The organism is Moraxella nasibovis, from assembly GCF_029581575.1.
GTDB classification, from domain to species: Bacteria; Pseudomonadota; Gammaproteobacteria; order Pseudomonadales; family Moraxellaceae; genus Moraxella; species Moraxella nasibovis.
Genome location: NZ_CP089975.1, coordinates 1560860 through 1577015, shown reverse-complemented (window position 1 = coordinate 1577015; position 16156 = coordinate 1560860). Strand labels below are relative to the sequence as shown.

11 protein-coding genes and 1 pseudogene are annotated in these 16156 nt (G+C 44.9%); 8 read left to right on the top strand and 4 right to left on the bottom strand.

Annotated elements, in window-relative coordinates:
- Positions 1-7 precede the first annotated feature (7 nt).
- The 3 genes from LU290_RS07555 to lipA all read right to left on the bottom strand — a co-directional run bounded on the left by LU290_RS07555 (position 8) and on the right by lipA (position 2763).
- Positions 8-937 carry an alpha/beta fold hydrolase gene (locus LU290_RS07555; RefSeq protein WP_277807996.1) on the bottom strand — a complete coding sequence of 310 codons (930 nt, stop codon included), beginning with the start codon at positions 935-937 and terminating at the stop codon, positions 8-10.
- Between the two features lie 116 nt (positions 938-1053).
- Positions 1054-1590, bottom strand: a complete 537-nt coding sequence (locus LU290_RS07550) for a hypothetical protein (protein WP_277807995.1) — start codon at positions 1588-1590, stop codon at positions 1054-1056.
- Positions 1591-1698: 108 nt separating this feature from the next.
- Positions 1699-2763 (bottom strand): lipoyl synthase, encoded by a 1065-nt coding sequence (lipA, locus tag LU290_RS07545; RefSeq protein ID WP_277807994.1) that lies wholly within the window; start codon positions 2761-2763, stop codon positions 1699-1701.
- A gap of 381 nt (positions 2764-3144) precedes the next feature.
- Between lipA and LU290_RS07540 the strand changes: the two genes are divergently transcribed.
- The 8 genes and pseudogenes from LU290_RS07540 to LU290_RS07505 form a co-directional block, all read left to right on the top strand.
- The gene (locus LU290_RS07540) at positions 3145-4182 is read left to right on the top strand and encodes a Bug family tripartite tricarboxylate transporter substrate binding protein (protein WP_277807993.1); all 1038 of its coding nucleotides are present in this window, start codon (positions 3145-3147) and stop codon (positions 4180-4182) included.
- 70 nt (positions 4183-4252) lie between these two features.
- Positions 4253-4714 (top strand): tripartite tricarboxylate transporter TctB family protein, encoded by a 462-nt coding sequence (locus LU290_RS07535; RefSeq protein ID WP_277807992.1) that lies wholly within the window; start codon positions 4253-4255, stop codon positions 4712-4714.
- 8 nt (positions 4715-4722) lie between these two features.
- A complete protein-coding gene (locus LU290_RS07530; RefSeq protein WP_277807991.1) occupies positions 4723-6222 on the top strand; it encodes a tripartite tricarboxylate transporter permease in 1500 nt (499 codons plus the stop codon).
- A 218-nt stretch (positions 6223-6440) separates the two neighbouring features.
- On the top strand, positions 6441-7184 hold the full coding sequence (locus LU290_RS07525) for a sulfite exporter TauE/SafE family protein (RefSeq protein WP_277807990.1): 744 nt from the start codon (positions 6441-6443) through the stop codon (positions 7182-7184).
- Between the two features lie 203 nt (positions 7185-7387).
- The gene (gene acnB / locus LU290_RS07520) at positions 7388-10012 is read left to right on the top strand and encodes a bifunctional aconitate hydratase 2/2-methylisocitrate dehydratase (protein WP_277809584.1); all 2625 of its coding nucleotides are present in this window, start codon (positions 7388-7390) and stop codon (positions 10010-10012) included.
- Positions 10013-10473: 461 nt separating this feature from the next.
- Complete coding sequence (locus LU290_RS07515) at positions 10474-11850, top strand: diaminobutyrate--2-oxoglutarate transaminase (protein ID WP_277807989.1); 1377 nt, start codon at positions 10474-10476, stop codon at positions 11848-11850.
- A gap of 447 nt (positions 11851-12297) precedes the next feature.
- Entirely contained in the window at positions 12298-13872 is a 1575-nt protein-coding gene (locus LU290_RS07510) for a site-specific DNA-methyltransferase (RefSeq protein WP_370688527.1), read from the top strand.
- Between the two features lie 19 nt (positions 13873-13891).
- Positions 13892-14113, top strand: a pseudogene (locus tag LU290_RS07505) (hypothetical protein); the annotation flags it as partial.
- A gap of 134 nt (positions 14114-14247) precedes the next feature.
- On the opposite strand, the gene LU290_RS07500 reads toward LU290_RS07505, so the two are convergent.
- On the bottom strand, positions 14248-16113 hold the full coding sequence (locus tag LU290_RS07500) for a ShlB/FhaC/HecB family hemolysin secretion/activation protein (RefSeq protein ID WP_277807987.1): 1866 nt from the start codon (positions 16111-16113) through the stop codon (positions 14248-14250).
- Positions 16114-16156 lie beyond the last annotated feature (43 nt).

The window sequence follows — 16156 nt, the reverse complement described above, 5'->3', positions numbered from 1 at the left end:
AATGGTTTTAATCAATTTTGCCAATATGATGATTTAACCAGCCCAAAATGTCTTGATGGACTTTGTCTTTGTCCGTTTCGTGCAAAATTTCGTGCCGCATATTGGGATAAAGTTGGGCGGTAACGCTCTTGCCGTGTTTGATGAGTTCGTCTTGCAAATCGGCGATGTCTTGCCCCATGCGACCGACTGGGTCGTCCTTGCCACTGACAAGCAAAATACCAAAATCTTTGGGCGTGTGGGCGTACCATGCGGGCGATGTGGCTTTTTTGATAAGACCTTGCAAGGCGACAAAGCCATTATTAGTAAACGCAAAACCGCACAAAGGGTCAGCTTCAAAGGCTTTGATGCTGTTGGTGTTTTCGGCAAGCCACGCAAAAGGCGATGCACTGATGGGCGAGCGAAGTTGTGACAGCAGATGATGGTTAAGTAAGCTGGCAAAGGGCAGGTTGGGGCGTTTGGGGTTGAGATGATTCATCATCGCCAAAGTGGTCAGACTCAAGCGACTCAGCACGCCAAACGAATTGCCCGTCCCCATCAAAATCACTCCATCAAAACTGGTGGCGTGGTGGGTCAGCACCGTCCGAGTGATAAACGACCCCATCGAATGCCCCATGATAAAATGCGGAGTATTCGGGGCAAGCTCTTTGGTCTTTTCCGCCATGATGATGACATCTTTACACAGCGTCTGCACTGGGTGTTTTTCGTCAAAAAAGCCAAGTTCGTATTTGTCCTTGACCGTCTGTCCGTGTCCGAGCTGATCATAAGTCGCCACCAAAATGCCGTGATTGGTAAGAAACTCGGCAAATTCAGCATAGCGTCCACTGTGTTCGCTCATGCCATGCACGATAAGAAGTGTGGCACGGATTTCGCCTGTTGGGATAAAAAAAGTGTGGTGTAGGCGATGAACGCCGTTTGATGAAAGAATGGTTTGGGTCATTTTTGTGTACAGTTGTTAATTTTTATTATTATACAAAATTTTGTACCGATGTGTTAGGGTTTATGTTGGTATATTCTGGTGCTTGTGGCATCAATTATAAAAATGAACAACCATGCCTACAATAATTTTTCAACCACTTCCCAGATATAATCCCACATCAAGTCTTTATAATACAAAATAATGCCTTTTCTTTCTAATAAAATGGGCTTTAAAATTTCGCTATTTTCACGCATTTGCCTGAGTTCTAGTGTGTCATAATCGCTTTTGGGAAATTCATAATTATTATACCATAATGCACACAATGCTCCGACAACCACCGCCTTTTTGGAATTTGGAAAATTTTTATCATCAATCGCCCTTAAAAGCATTGGTAAATACTTCATTTCGGCAAGGTCTAAATCTTCATCAAACCCTTCTGAAAATTGATAATCAGGATTATTTGCCCAAATATTAAAAAGTTCATCAGTAATTTCAAAATCAGATTTTGACATACTCTCTATTTTACCGCCACAAATGGTACAAGGCGTATCCCAAAGTTTATTTTTGTCAAATAAATCAAATGCCACTTCTAATAAGGTAAGAGAGATGTTGTTTTTGTGATTTCTTGCACAATAGGTTGTTGCGATATAGGTTTTGTGATTGGTGGTTTGCATGATTGATTTGCTGATATTTAGGGTTGATCAACTTGTGATGATTTTACTCTTGATGATTTAGGGTGGTTGCAAGCAAAAGGGTGTAAAACACACCCTTTTGCTTGATTATCAAAAACACCCAGTCTTCTCACCCTTCTCCGCTTTCGCCAATTTCTCTTCGGCAAGTGCCTTAGCCGAACGCACGGGCGGTGGGCAGTCTTCGCCATAATATTGACGGTCGGCAAAGTAGCTTGAGCGTACCATTGGGTTTGCCCAGATGTTAAAAAAGCCCAATTTTTTGCCGTATTCAGTATAGCGAGCAAACTCATCTGGATGCACATAGCGATCCACAGGGGCGTGGTTTTTACTTGGGGCAAGATATTGCCCAATCGTGATGATATCCACATCGTGCGCTTTTAGGTCGTCAAGCAGGGCGTAGACTTCTTCTTCGGTCTCGCCAAGTCCGACCATAAATCCGCATTTGGTGGCGATGTCAGGACGGCGTGCCTTGTAGTCTTTTAGTAAATTCAGCGAATGCTGATAGTCCGAACCTGGGCGAAATGCCTTATACAGGCGTGGCACGGTTTCAATGTTGTGGTTAAAGACATCTGGGGCGGTCTCGGTCAGAATGTCTAGCGCCACTTGCTCACGCCCACGAAAATCAGGCACTAAGATTTCAATCAGGCAATTTGGACTCAAAGCACGGCTCTCGGTAATCACTTCGGCAAAGTGTCCTGCACCGCCATCTTTTAAATCGTCTCTGTCCACGCTGGTAATCACCGCATATTTTAGCCCCAAGCCAAGAATGGTCTCGGCAGTATGGCGTGGCTCGTCCACATCAAGCGGATTGGGTCTGCCGTGAGCCACTTCGCAAAACGGACAACGACGAGTACAAATGTCGCCCATAATCATAAAGGTTGCCGTGCCATCGCCAAAGCATTGGGGTAGATTTGGGCAAGCGGCTTCTTCACAGACGGTGTAGAGCTTTTGCTTACGCAGTGTGCCTTTGATGCGTTCAACTTCGGCGGGGCTTGATAATTTGACACGAATCCAGTCGGGCTTTTTTGGCGTCTCGACGCTTGGAATGACCTTAATCGGAATGCGGGCAACTTTGTCATAGCCGCGCAATTTTTCGCCCTGAATGGCTTTTTTTGGGGCAGGGCGGGCTTCTGGGGTAAAGGTTTGGACAGTCATATGAGTTCCAATTTTTTAATTTTCAATAATCAATATGATGATGAATGGAGTGTGAATGGTTGATGCTGCTTATTATACGCTTTATGGGGATAAAATACAAAAAAAGAAGTCGGGTTTTGGATTTGCGCTGATTATTGTTGGATTGGGAGTGATGGAAATGAAAATTATTCCTTAATAGTTTCTTAATTTTTTTTGTAAATTTGAAAAATTTTGTATTGACAAGTTTCTATAAGCTTACTACTATATCAAAACATTTGTTTATCTTTGCGTGTTTTTACTGAAAAATTAGTTGTGTTTTACCATGCAATTATCCAATAATGTCAAGACACATCAATGAATAAATGATAAATGTGTTTGTCGTCATTTTTAGAAGGATTTTTTATGAAATTTTTAGCAAAGTCACTGGTCATCAGCTCTGCCATTTTGTTGGCAGCTTGTGGTAATGATAAGCCTGCCGCCAATCAAGCAGCCGCCACCGATGGTGCTGCCGCAACTGCCAGCGAACCAAAGCGTCCTGAATGTATCGCACCTGCCAAGCCAGGCGGTGGCTTTGACTTGACTTGTAAGCTGATTCAGTCGGGTCTGCAAGACACCAATCTGCTAAGTAAGCCGATGCGTGTGACTTACATGCCAGGTGGCGTGGGCGCTGTGGCGTATAATAAGGTCGTCGCTAACGACCGTGCCAATGGCGATGCCATCGTCGCTTTTTCAACAGGTTCATTGCTCAATCTGTCTCAAGGTAAATTTGGACAATTTACCGAAAAAGATGTCAAATGGCTGGCTGCTGTTGGTACGGATTACGGCGCAGTCTCTGTCAGTGCCAATTCGCCTTACCAAAACTTAGGCGATCTTGTCAATGCGCTAAAAGCTGACCCGAAAAAGGTAAGTTTTGGTGCTGGCGGTAGCGTCGGCGGTCAAGACTGGCTGCAAACCGCACTTTTGGCAAAAGCAGCAGGTGTTAATCCAAGCGATATGTCATATGTGGCAATGGAAGGTGGCGGTGAGGCGGTAACCGCAGCGCTGGGTAATCACATCCAAGTGGTCAGCTCAGGTCTGGCTGAGGTGATGCCACAGGTGGCAGCAGGCAAGCTGCGAGTACTTGCGGTATTTGCCCCAGAGCGCCTAGAAGGTAGCGCCAAAGACATCCCAACTGCAAAAGAGCAAGGCTATGACATTGAGTGGCCGGTCATTCGTGGTTATTACATGGGTCCTGATGTCTCGGCAGAAAGCTATGCATGGTGGAAACAAAACATCGATTCGATGCTTGCCGACCCAAAATTTGCTGAGCTTCGCACCAATCGTGAGCTGTTCCCATTTGCCATGACTGGCGATGAGCTGACCGAGTATGTCCATAAAGAGACCGAAAGACTTCGCCAGCTTTCAGCTGAGATGAATTTGATTGAGAATGCTGCCAAATAAATTTTGATAGCGGTGTTTTGTGAGGCTGATGGGGTTCATCAGCCTTCGTTTTACACTCATTGGAGTATTTATGAATACTAAAGTAGAGCGGATATTCTCAGCGATATTGCTTGGCGTATCCATCATGATGATGGTGATGGCATGGGGCTATACCGCTCCCATTGCTTACGACCCCATCGGTCCTCGCCCTTATCCGATGTTGCTATTGATTTTGATGGCGATTGGTACGGCGACACTGGCGTTCCGTCCTGCCAGATTCATGGATGTGATTGACTATGGGTGGAGTAAGCCTGTTGTCAAAAACCTTGTTCTTTGTGGTCTTGCGCTATTGTTGTACGGTATTTTGTTTGAAATCTTAGGCTATGTGATCAGCACCAGCTTAATGGCATTTGCTGTGGGGTTGTTGTTTGATGGCAAAAAAATACCAACAGCAATCGCTTCTGTGATTATGGCGATATTGACTTATCTACTATTTGAAAAAGCGCTGGATGTCACTTTGCCGTCTGGTCTGCTGTCTGTCATTGGTTTGTAGGGGTTTTAATGGAAACTTTTGAATTTTTGATGCATGGCTTTGCCATTGCCATGACCCCAAAGAATCTGATGATTGCGTTGATTGGGGCGTTTATTGGTACGATCGTAGGTATGTTGCCAGGTCTAGGACCAATTAACGGTGTGGCGATTTTGTTGCCGATCGCCTATGCATTTGGCTTACCACCTGAGTCTGCTTTGATTTTGTTAGCGGCGGTATATTTGGGCTGTGAGTACGGTGGGCGCATTTCAGCGATTTTGATCAATGTGCCGGGTGATGCGGCAGCCATCATGTCAACACTGGATGGCTATCCGCTTGCCAAGCAAGGCAAGGCGGGCATTGCCTTGTCATTATCGGCATTCAGCTCGTTCATCGGCTCGATTTTGGCGACGATTGGCGTGGTGTTGTTTGCGCCATTGTTGGCGAAATGGGCGATTTCATTTGGTCCTGCTGAATACTTTGCGCTCATGGTCTTTGCCTTGACTTGCTTAAGTGGATTGGTGGGTGATGCGCCAATCAAGACTGCGGTTGCTGCGCTGATTGGTTTGACTTTGGCGACGGTGGGCGTGGACGCGGTGACAGGCGTGTATCGTTTTACTTTTGATTCGGTCAGCTTATCCGATGGCATCGCTTTTACCACGATTGTCATTGGCTTTTTTAGTGTGAGCGAGATTTTAATCATGCTCGAGCAAACCAGTGTTGGACAAAAGGCGTTGGAGCAGGGCAAAAGAAGTCTGGTGAGTTTTAAAGAGTTCATGTCTGCGTTTGGGGCAATCATCCGAAGTGGTCTGACAGGGTTTGTGGTGGGGATTTTGCCAGGTGCTGGTGCTACCATCGCTTCTGCCATGACTTATTCTAATGAACGCAAAATTGCAGGTAAAACAGGTAAATTTGGTGAGGGTGACCTGCGTGGTATCGCAGCACCTGAGGCTGCAAATAACGCCTCAGCTTGTGGTTCATTCATTCCGATGCTGACGCTTGGCGTGCCGGGTTCGGGTACGACAGCGGTCATGATGGGCGCATTGACTTTATATAACATCACGCCAGGTCCTCAGCTGTTTGCTGAACAGCCTGACATTGTATGGGGTTTGATTGCCAGTTTGTTCGTGGGTAATGTGATTTTGCTTGCACTAAACATTCCACTGGTAGGCTTTTTTGCAAAAATTCTTAACACACCAAACTACATCTTGATTCCAGCCATCGCCGCAGCAAGCTTTGTGGGTGTGTACTCTATCCACAGCACCACTTTTGATTTGATCTTGATGGTGGGATTGGGTTTCTTTGGTTACTTTTTGCGTAAGCTGCATTTCCCATTGTCAGCGCTGATCTTGGGTTATGTGCTTGGTCATTTGATGGAGTCTAACCTTCGCCGTGCTTTATCCATCTCAGGTGGTGAGCTCGGTATCTTGTGGGGCAGTCCGATTACCATTGTTCTTTGGTTGTTGGCGATCTTTATGGTGCTATTGCCGATTTATCGTGCAATCAAATCCAGAAGAAATCAAGTTGCTTAATCCAAAAGCTGCAATCAACATAAGGTCGGTTGCAGCTTTTCTTATTCTTGCACTGTTTTCTAGTCAATATGACAATTTCATCAATTTTGCACTTTTTAATCCCAAGTCCTAACATTGATGATAAAATACGACAAGTCAGCCGAGAGTGGTATGCATCAAAAACCAATCATACCGACACTCAGCTGGGATTTTAAGCGAATACACTTTAAATTTTAACCATGAATACGCAGCTTTTCAATGACATCGCTCTTTCGGTCATCAATTTCATCACCTCGGGCGTCACTGCCATCACAGGCGTTGGCGGCGGCATTGTTTTGATCGGGCTTATGCCGATGTTCATGGCGGCAAGCATCATCATTCCTGTGCATGGCGCAAGTCAGCTTGCCAGTAACGCCAGCCGTGTGTGGTTTGGGCGGCAAGATTTGCGCTTGGATTATATGAAGGAGTTTTTGATTGGGGCGGTGTGCGGCGCCATCGTCTTTGGTGTGGCGGTGCGCTTTGTGTCTTTGGAGCTGATTCCGCTGTTCATCGGCATTTATATTTTGCTGATGCAGTGGTCAAAGACCTTTGATAGACTGATCAAAAGAGCCAATAATTTTTATACCATTGCTTTTATCCAGATCGGCACAGGCTTATTTGTGGGGGTGTCAGGACCCATGAGCATCGCACTGCTCAACAAAAAATACGACAATAACAACACCGTCGTCACCACAGGCGCACTGATGGCGACCATCATTCACAGCACCAAGCTCATTGTTTATGGTGTTTTGGGTTTTTCGTTTTTGGCGCATTGGCGGGTGATTGTGATGATGGTGGTGTTTGCCACGCTGGGGTCTTGGGTGGGCGTAAGGCTAAGACACATCATTCCTACCCACTGGCTCAAAGCGCTGCTGCCTTGGAGTTTGACGCTCATTGCCATCAAAATCATCTATGATACCGCCGCCAAGCTTGGCTGGATTTAGGGTATTTTTTAAATAAATGTTGGTTATGGTGAATAATTTTTTTGAATTGATGGCAAATTTACGCTATGATATGTAAGACTAAAAGTAGGGTAATTCCTACATCATCACTGTATCACTGTCTAGGCACTTGGTCGCCATGCTGTTATGAATGCGCGGTCAAGCACTTATGACTCAACTTTAAAAAGGAAAAAGCCATGTCCCAAATGTTAGCCGAATACAGAAAACATGTTGCCGAGCGTGAAGCACTGGGTGTGCCACCTCAGCCATTGACCGATGCCCAAACTGCCGATTTGGTCGAATTATTAAAAAACCCACCAGCAGGCGAGGAAGCTTATCTGGTTGATTTGTTAGAAAATCGTGTGCCAGCAGGTGTGGACCAAGCCGCTTATGTGAAAGCTGCTTTTTTAAATGCCATCGCAAAAGGTAAGGCGAATTCTCCACTGGTCAATAAAGAGCGTGCTGTCTATCTGCTTGGCACGATGCTGGGCGGCTACAATGTGGCGCCGTTGGTTGATTTGCTGGATGATGCGAAGCTTGGCGGTTTGGCAGCAGAAGCTTTGAAAAAGACTTTGCTTGTATTTGATGCCTTCCATGATGTCGAAGACAAAGCCAAAGCAGGTAACGCCAACGCCAAAGCGGTACTGCAGTCTTGGGCGGAAGGCGAGTGGTTCACAAATCGCCCAGAAGTCCCCACCGAGATGACCATTACTGTATTTAAGGTAACAGGCGAGACCAACACAGACGACCTATCGCCAGCCCAAGATGCGTGGAGCCGTCCTGACATTCCACTACACGCCAACGCCATGCTAAAAAATGAGCGTGATGGCATCCGCCCAGAAAAAAATGGCGAAGTGGGTCCTCTAAGCCAAATCAAAGAATTGATTGCTAAGGGCAATCCTGTCGCCTATGTCGGTGATGTCGTGGGTACAGGTTCTAGCCGTAAATCAGCGACCAACTCAGTGCTGTGGTTCTTTGGTGATGACATTCCACACATCCCAAACAAAAAAGACGGCGGCGTCTGCCTGGGCGGCAAAATCGCACCGATTTTCTTTAATACTATGGAAGACGCAGGTGCGCTGCCTGTCGAGATCGATGTCACTGACATGAACATGGGCGATGAAGTTACCCTAAAAATCGACCACGCCACCGCAACTGTTACTGCATTCAAAGACGGCAATCAAATTGCCCAAAGCCAACTAAAAACCCCAGTGCTACTAGACGAAGTGCGTGCTGGCGGTCGTATCAACCTAATCATCGGTCGTAACTTGACTGGTAAGGCTCGTGAGTCTCTAGGCTTGCCTGCTTCTACCTTGTTCCGTACTCCAGAGCAACCTGCCGACACTGGCAAAGGCTTCACGCTAGCTCAAAAGATGGTCGGTCGTGCGTGTGGTCTGCCAGAAGGTCAAGGCATTCGCCCAGGTACCTACTGCGAACCTAAGATGACCACCGTGGGCAGTCAGGACACCACAGGTCCGATGACTCGTGATGAACTAAAAGACTTGGCGTGCTTAGGCTTCTCATCCGACCTTGTGATGCAGTCGTTCTGCCATACCGCAGCGTATCCGAAGCCAATTGATGTTGTTACGCACCACACCTTGCCTGACTTTATCATGAACCGTGGCGGTGTGAGCTTACGTCCAGGGGATGGTGTGATTCACTCATGGCTAAACCGCATGCTACTGCCTGACACCGTAGGTACTGGTGGCGACTCGCACACCCGTTTCCCGATTGGTATCTCATTCCCAGCAGGTTCGGGTCTTGTGGCGTTCGCTGCGGCAACTGGTGTGATGCCACTGGACATGCCTGAGTCGGTGCTTGTGAAGTTCAAAGGCAAAATGCAGCCTGGCATCACACTTCGTGACCTAGTACACGCCATTCCTTACTATGCCATTCAAGCAGGCGACTTGACTGTGGAGAAAAAGGGTAAGAAAAATATCTTCTCTGGTCGTATCTTAGAGATTGACTTGACCGAAATGGAAAATGACTTGACCGTTGAGCAAGCGTTTGAATTGTCTGATGCGTCTGCCGAACGCTCGGCAGCAGGTTGTGCGATTACCGTTTCAGAAGAGAAAGTTGCCGAATACCTGCGTTCTAACATCGTCATGCTAAAATGGATGATTGCCGAAGGCTATGGCGATGCTCGTACGCTGGCTCGCCGTGCTGAAAATATGCAAAAATGGCTGGACAATCCATCACTATTGAAAGCTGATGCCGATGCTGAATACACTAAAGTGTATGAGATTGACTTGGCAGACATCAAAGAGCCAATCCTATGCTGCCCGAACGACCCAGACGATGCTAAGCTGCTGTCAGAAGTCGCTGGCGACAAGATTGACGAAGTGTTTATCGGTTCGTGCATGACCAACATTGGGCATTTCCGTGCGGCAGGTAAACTGCTTAAAGATGTGCCAGCTGGTAGCTTGACCACGCGTCTGTGGATCGCACCGCCGACCAAGATGGACGAAAAGCAGCTGATGGACGAAGGTTATTACAACACCTACGCCCAAGCAGGTGCTCGTACCGAGATGCCAGGCTGCTCGCTGTGCATGGGTAACCAAGCGCGTATCGCACCAAACTCAACGGCAGTATCCACCTCTACTCGTAACTTCCCGAACCGTCTGGGTCAAGGTGCTAATGTGTACCTAGCCTCAGCTGAGCTTGCCTCTGTGGCGTCTGTACTTGGTAAACTGCCTACCGTTGAAGAGTACATGGCATACGCAGGTAAGCTGTCTTCGATGGAAGCAGAAGTTTATAATTACCTAAACTTCGATCAAATGAGCGAGTACACCGCCAAGTCTGACAAGATCAGCGTGGCACAGCTTGCTTAATTGGCGTCATTGACTAAGAAAAAACAAGCATTCGACAAATCGGATGCTTGTTTTTATTTGTATCATCTAAAAATTTGATGCTTTTGTCATAAAAGGCTTGCCAAATCCCCCCTGTGTGTTATAATTTGCTACTTTTTAAATTTCTCTTGACGATATTTGTCATAAAATTAAAAAAAGTGTTATTGCCGTACAAGCGGTTGGGTGATTTTGATGATTTTAAATTCACCCGCTCTTGTTAAATTAGGTGTGCAATTTGGCATTTTTCAACTTTTATCCTACCTTGCCGATTGACTTACACGCCGAACGTCGCCGAACCTTGTTAAACCCAAATTTGACCGCTTTTTAGTGAAATTGGGTTTGGGTTTAGGGATATGGTCATCAAATGTTCATGATTGAGTGATAAAATTGATGGCGTATTCATAGGTTTTTCTTTTAACCCTTATCTGAGATGGTAATCCGATATGAGCGTTCATTCTGTAAATCACACCCCTGTTGCCGCCAAAGACGGCGCCACCAACGAATATTATCTGACTCGTCAAAACGAGATGGAATCCAATGTCCGTAGTTACCCCCGTAAACTTCCACTAGCCATCGCCAAAGCACAAGGGTGCTGGGTAACAGATGTTGAGGGTAATGAATACCTTGACTGCTTAGCTGGCGCAGGCACACTTGCCCTAGGACACAATCACCCTGCCACAATCAACGCCATTAAAGACGTGCTAGAAAGCGGTTTGCCACTGCATACCCTTGACATTACCACGCCGATTAAAGACGCATTTACCGAAAAATTGTTGTCATTTTTTCCAAAAGATTTTGTCCTACAATTCTGCGGCCCAACGGGTGCGGACGGTACAGAAGCTGCCATCAAGCTTGCCAAAACCTACACAGGGCGCGACAATGTCATCGCATTCTCTGGCGGCTATCACGGCATGACGCACGGTTCGCTTGCGATGACAGGCAATTTGTCCGCCAAAGAAAAGGTCGGCAACCTGATGGCGGGCGTGCAGTTCATGCCATATCCGCACGAATACCGTTGCCCACTTGGGCTTGGCGGTGAGGCGGGCGTGGACGCTTTGACTTATTATTTTGAAAACTTCATCGAGGATGTCGAAAGTGGTGTGGTAAAACCCGCTGCCGTTATCCTAGAAGCCATTCAAGGTGAAGGCGGTGTTGTCCCTGCGCCCAAAAAATGGCTCCAAAAAATCCGTGAAGTTACCGCCAAACATGACATCGTGCTTATCCTAGACGAAGTACAGGCTGGCTTTGCTCGCTCTGGCAAGATGTTTGCCTTTGAACACGCCGAGATTGTCCCTGATGTGGTCGTCATGTCTAAGGCGGTGGGCGGCGGTTTGCCACTTTGCGTATTGGCGATTAACAAAAAATTTGACGCTTGGGCGCCAGCAGGACACACAGGCACTTTCCGTGGCAATCAGCTTGCCATGGCGGCAGGCTACAATGTCTTGAACGAAATCAGCAATAATAACCTAACCGAAAACTCACGCATTCAAGGCGAGTTTTTGCGTGATGAGCTGCGTAAAATTGCACAAGAATTCGGCTGTATCGGTCATGTGCGTGGGCGTGGTCTGATGACGGGCATCGAGATTGTCGATGAGCGTCAGCCAAAAGACCAAATCGGTTCACACCCTGCCGACGCGGAGCTTGCCGTTGCCATTCAAAAAGCGTGCTTTGATAATAAGCTGCTGTTAGAGCGTGGTGGTCGTGGCGGTACGGTGGTGCGTTTGCTGTGTCCGATTACCATTACTACGGACGAGTGCCAAGAGGTCATCACTCGCTTTAAAAAAGCGGTAGCGGAAGCGGTGAAAGCAGTGCGTGGCTAGGCGTTAATTGTCATTTAAAAATAAAGGCGTGCTAAATGGTGCGCCTTTATTTTTTGCCAAAAACTGGCTTTATGTTTATCAAACAATTTGTTAAAATAAAAAATTTTACTTGACACTTGCTATGGAAAATCGCAAAATGAACCAACCAACCAACCAACCAACCAACCAACCAACCAACCAACCAACCAACCAACCAACCAACCAACCAACAGCCTAAAAACTGCCCATAATACTGACTTTTTTGGTGAAAAATTAGCCAAACTTCGCCAAATCTTACCCGAAATATTTTCCGAAAATACCCTAGATCTAGAAAAACTCAAAACCCTACTGGGCGACCATTTTGCCCAAAACGAACGCTATGGCTTAAATTGGGCAGGAAAATCAACCGCTTATCAAGCCCTACAAGCCCCTACCAATAACACGCTCATTGCTTGCCCTGCCGAGAGTGTGGATTTTGATACCACACAAAACATTTTTATTGAAAGTGATAATTTAGAAGCCCTAAAAATATTACAAAAATCTTATGCAGGCAAAATCAAAATGATATACATTGACCCGCCTTATAATACGGGCAATGACTTTATTTATCACGATGATTTTAGCCAAAGCAAAAAAGAGTATGAAATTGCCACAGGCGATAGAAATATCAATGGCGAATTATTAAAATCTTTTAAAAAGAACAGCAAAGACAATGGGCATTATCATTCTAATTGGCTTAATATGATGTTGCCCCGTTTGCATTTGGCTCATACTTTGCTTTCTGATGATGGCGTGATTTTTATTAGTATTGATGATAATGAACAGGCTCAATTAAAGTTGTTGTGTGATGAGATTTTTGGGGGAGAGAATTTTGTTGATTGTTTAATTTGGAAAAGTAAAAATGGCGGTGGAAATGATGCAAAATTCTTTTCATCGGATTATGAGTATGTAATGGTTTATGCTAAAGATGCCAATCAATTTGAATTGTTTGATGATTTGAAAGCTGAAACCGCAACAAACTATCAATATGAAGATGAGTTTGGAAAATATGCTCTAGATAGATTAGATAAAAAAGCATTGGGGTATATCAAAAGTTTAGACTATCCAATCACAGCACCTGATGGAACAATATATACAGTTGAACAGCCAAATCCAGATAATCCTACTGCTCGTTGGAGATGGTCTGAACAATTAGTAAAAGAAAGATATAATGAATTGGTATTTAAGAATGGCTATGTTTATACTAAAAGTTATGAAAAATTAGGGGCGAAACCTAGAAATTTATTAGTAGATACTCGTTTTGGCCGTACTCAAAATGGAAAAATTGAACTAAAAGAACTATTTGATAATATTAGTTATTTTAGTTTTCCAAAAACTGCAAAATTGATTATTCATTTATTAGGAATATCAACCAACAAAAATTCCATTATCCTAGACTTTTTCGCAGGTTCGGCAACCACCGCCCACGCTGTCATGCAATTAAACTCAGAAGATGGCGGTAATCGTCAGTTTATAATGGTGCAATTACCAGAATTAACCGATGAAAAAAGCGAAGCCTATAAAGCTGGATTTAAAACCATTAGCGATATCTCCAAAGAACGCATTCGCCGTGCAGGGGTAAAAATCAAAGCCGAAAATCCTGATAAAGCTCTTGATACAGGATTTAAGGTATTTAAATTAAGTGATAGCAATTTTAAAGCGTGGCAAATTGACAATGATGATATTGCCAAGCAATTAGAAATGTATATTGACCCCTTAAAAGATAATGCCAATGAGATGGATATTATCTATGAACTGTTATTAAAAATGGGATTAAAATTAACGGCGGATATTAAATTTGATAATGGCGTTTATTGGCTAACTTGTGAAAATAAATCGTACGCCATTGTACTAAATTCATTATCCCAGGATGAGTTTAACGCCATTATTGCCAAAAAACCTGCCAAAACCGTTGTATTGGACAAAGCATTTTTAAATGACAGCGAAAAATCCAATGTAATTTTACAATTTAAAGATGCTGGACTAAATTTTGAGAGCATTTAATTATTGGGGGAAATAGGTAATGCAAATTCAATATGATCATTTAGACTATCAAAAACAGGCGATTGATAGTATCGTGGATTTATTTCAAGGAGAAATCACACATCATCAAGATGATTTTAGCTTGTCGGATAAAGACAGTATGCGTGTGATTGCCAATGAATTATCATTATCCAAAGATGATATTTTTGATAATTTAAAAAATATCCAAACACAAAATCAGCTTTCTTTGTCTGATAAATTGCACATTCCACTCCAAATGATCACCTGTTCCACTCTTCACGAGACCACTCATTCCACCCTCATTTGACCACCCAATAAAAAAAATTGCCAGCCAAGCTGATTTGCCTAACTGATGGTTTTGATGTCAACTTGCGTTTAAAAACTCATCCCCAAGCTTACACCACTGACCCAATCTTTATCACCAAAATACTTAGGCTGTCTGATAGGATGTCCTGCAAAGAAGTCGTAGTTTAGGCGTAGTGGCTTGATTTGTCCTTTGATGCCGATTGCCCCACCGACCAGAGTATGCCCAAGCAGTAGGTTGTCTTGTTCTTTGTTTTGCATGGCGATACTGCCAGCATCTAGAGCCAGATATAGGCTATGATTGGATTGTTTGATGGGAAAGCTGACATCTTGGCGAAGGGTTGCTCCGATGTCGCCTGACAGTGTCCGCTCACCATCAAAGCCACGCACGCTATATCGTCCACCAATGCTCATTCGCTCACTGGGGACTAAGGCTTCCTGGGTGTATTGGGCTTTTAGATTTGCCTGATAACCTGCTTGGTAGTTATCACCCATTTTGATGGGCGTGGCAAAGTTTAGATTGAGCTTATAAATCGGTGTGCGTGCCGTGCCTTCGTTAAACAGACTCTCAGGTGGTGTCAAGGCATTAAATGCCCCTGTACCTCGTTGTATGCTGACATCTGTATTTAGCTGACTTTGTCCTAGGCGTGTCTCATGGCGAATGCCTGCCGTCCAGCCTGAGATTTTGCGACGCTGTACATCGATTTGGGTGTCGTCAATATAGCTTTTTTGTGATTTGGTGAAACCACCTGCATTGAGCCATGTTTTGCTCTTGGCATCTCGATGTACCAAGTGACTGGCATTTAGACTGATGTTATCAGAATCACCGCTGTATATATAATCTTGATTCACCCCTGCCACGGTTTGATGATAGGTGTAATGACTTGCATTGGCATTAAAGACGGTGTTTTTAATGGGTAGGACATAGCCTAGTCCATAGTTTTTACTGCCGCCTTTATCAGTCTTATTGGTATATTCGTCTTTATTGATGCGATTGCCCAAATCACGGCTGTAGGTTAAGTAGAGTAAGTCATTATGCCAAGTGGGATTATCAAAGCTTAGGGTAGCACTGCCTTGATATTTGCCTGTGGTTTTTGACCCTGAATCATCAAGGCTAAGACTGCCTCGCACTTTTCTGGATGCAGCGTATTTGATGAGTACATCACTTGCTCCCACCTTACCAGTCTCACTTGGCATGATGGCAAAATCAGCATCAGAGCTTGGCACTCGTTTGAGGTTTTCAAGGGCGGTTTCAAGCTGTCTGATGTTTAGTACATCGTAAGCTTTAAAAGGCAAAGCAGTCTTAAAATTGGCAGGCAGTCCTGTGGGGTTTGTATAAACTGTATAAATAGGTTTGGGACTATTTAGAGTATCTGCCTTAATCTGTCCAATAACACCTGGCACGACAGTCAAGACAAGCTGACCGTCAGATAAGTTTTGATCACCGATAAAGACTCTGGTGGTGGCAAAGCCACGCTCAATCAAGCGGTTTTGTACATCACGAGTTATGCGATGAATGTCATTGATATTTAGGCATTGACCCAGTACACTACGCTTGCCATGGGTTAAGGGCGTAAGAGCAAAGGCGAATTGATTCAAATCCACGCCACCAGTAGCAGCAGTATCAAGCGGTGCATAAGCGATTTGATTGATAACAAAGCAAGGCAAATCATTGTGTCTGTCTTGATTGTCAGTGTGAACAGAGTCCATCTTGGCAACAGGGTCAAAGGCAGGCACATCAACTTGTACGCTAGGGCTAGTTATCAATGATTGATTAAGCACCGCCTGTCTTTGTTCATTAAGCAAGATTTGTTGATGGGTAATCTGTTCAGCAGAAGTATTGGCATAAGCTGAACAGCACAAAGTCAAAGAGACAGCCAATGCCGGTCGTGTTGGCAGGGCTGGTATACGGTAAGATGGGTAGGTGGTATGGGTCATGGGTTTGGGTCTTTTGGGGTTGTGGTTAATGGATTTTGGGATT

Bases quoted from the DNA above. Each gene is read 5' to 3' on its own strand.
- LU290_RS07555 (WP_277807996.1), bottom strand. From the start codon at position 937: ATGACCCAAACCATTCTTTCATCAAACGGCGTTCATCGCCTACACCAC.
- LU290_RS07550 (WP_277807995.1), bottom strand. From the start codon at position 1,590: ATGCAAACCACCAATCACAAAACCTATATCGCAACAACCTATTGTGCA.
- lipA (WP_277807994.1), bottom strand. From the start codon at position 2,763: ATGACTGTCCAAACCTTTACCCCAGAAGCCCGCCCTGCCCCAAAAAAA.
- LU290_RS07540 (WP_277807993.1), top strand. From the start codon at position 3,145: ATGAAATTTTTAGCAAAGTCACTGGTCATCAGCTCTGCCATTTTGTTG.
- LU290_RS07535 (WP_277807992.1), top strand. From the start codon at position 4,253: ATGAATACTAAAGTAGAGCGGATATTCTCAGCGATATTGCTTGGCGTA.
- LU290_RS07530 (WP_277807991.1), top strand. From the start codon at position 4,723: ATGGAAACTTTTGAATTTTTGATGCATGGCTTTGCCATTGCCATGACC.
- LU290_RS07525 (WP_277807990.1), top strand. From the start codon at position 6,441: ATGAATACGCAGCTTTTCAATGACATCGCTCTTTCGGTCATCAATTTC.
- acnB (WP_277809584.1), top strand. From the start codon at position 7,388: ATGTTAGCCGAATACAGAAAACATGTTGCCGAGCGTGAAGCACTGGGT.
- LU290_RS07515 (WP_277807989.1), top strand. From the start codon at position 10,474: ATGAGCGTTCATTCTGTAAATCACACCCCTGTTGCCGCCAAAGACGGC.
- LU290_RS07500 (WP_277807987.1), bottom strand. From the start codon at position 16,113: ATGACCCATACCACCTACCCATCTTACCGTATACCAGCCCTGCCAACA.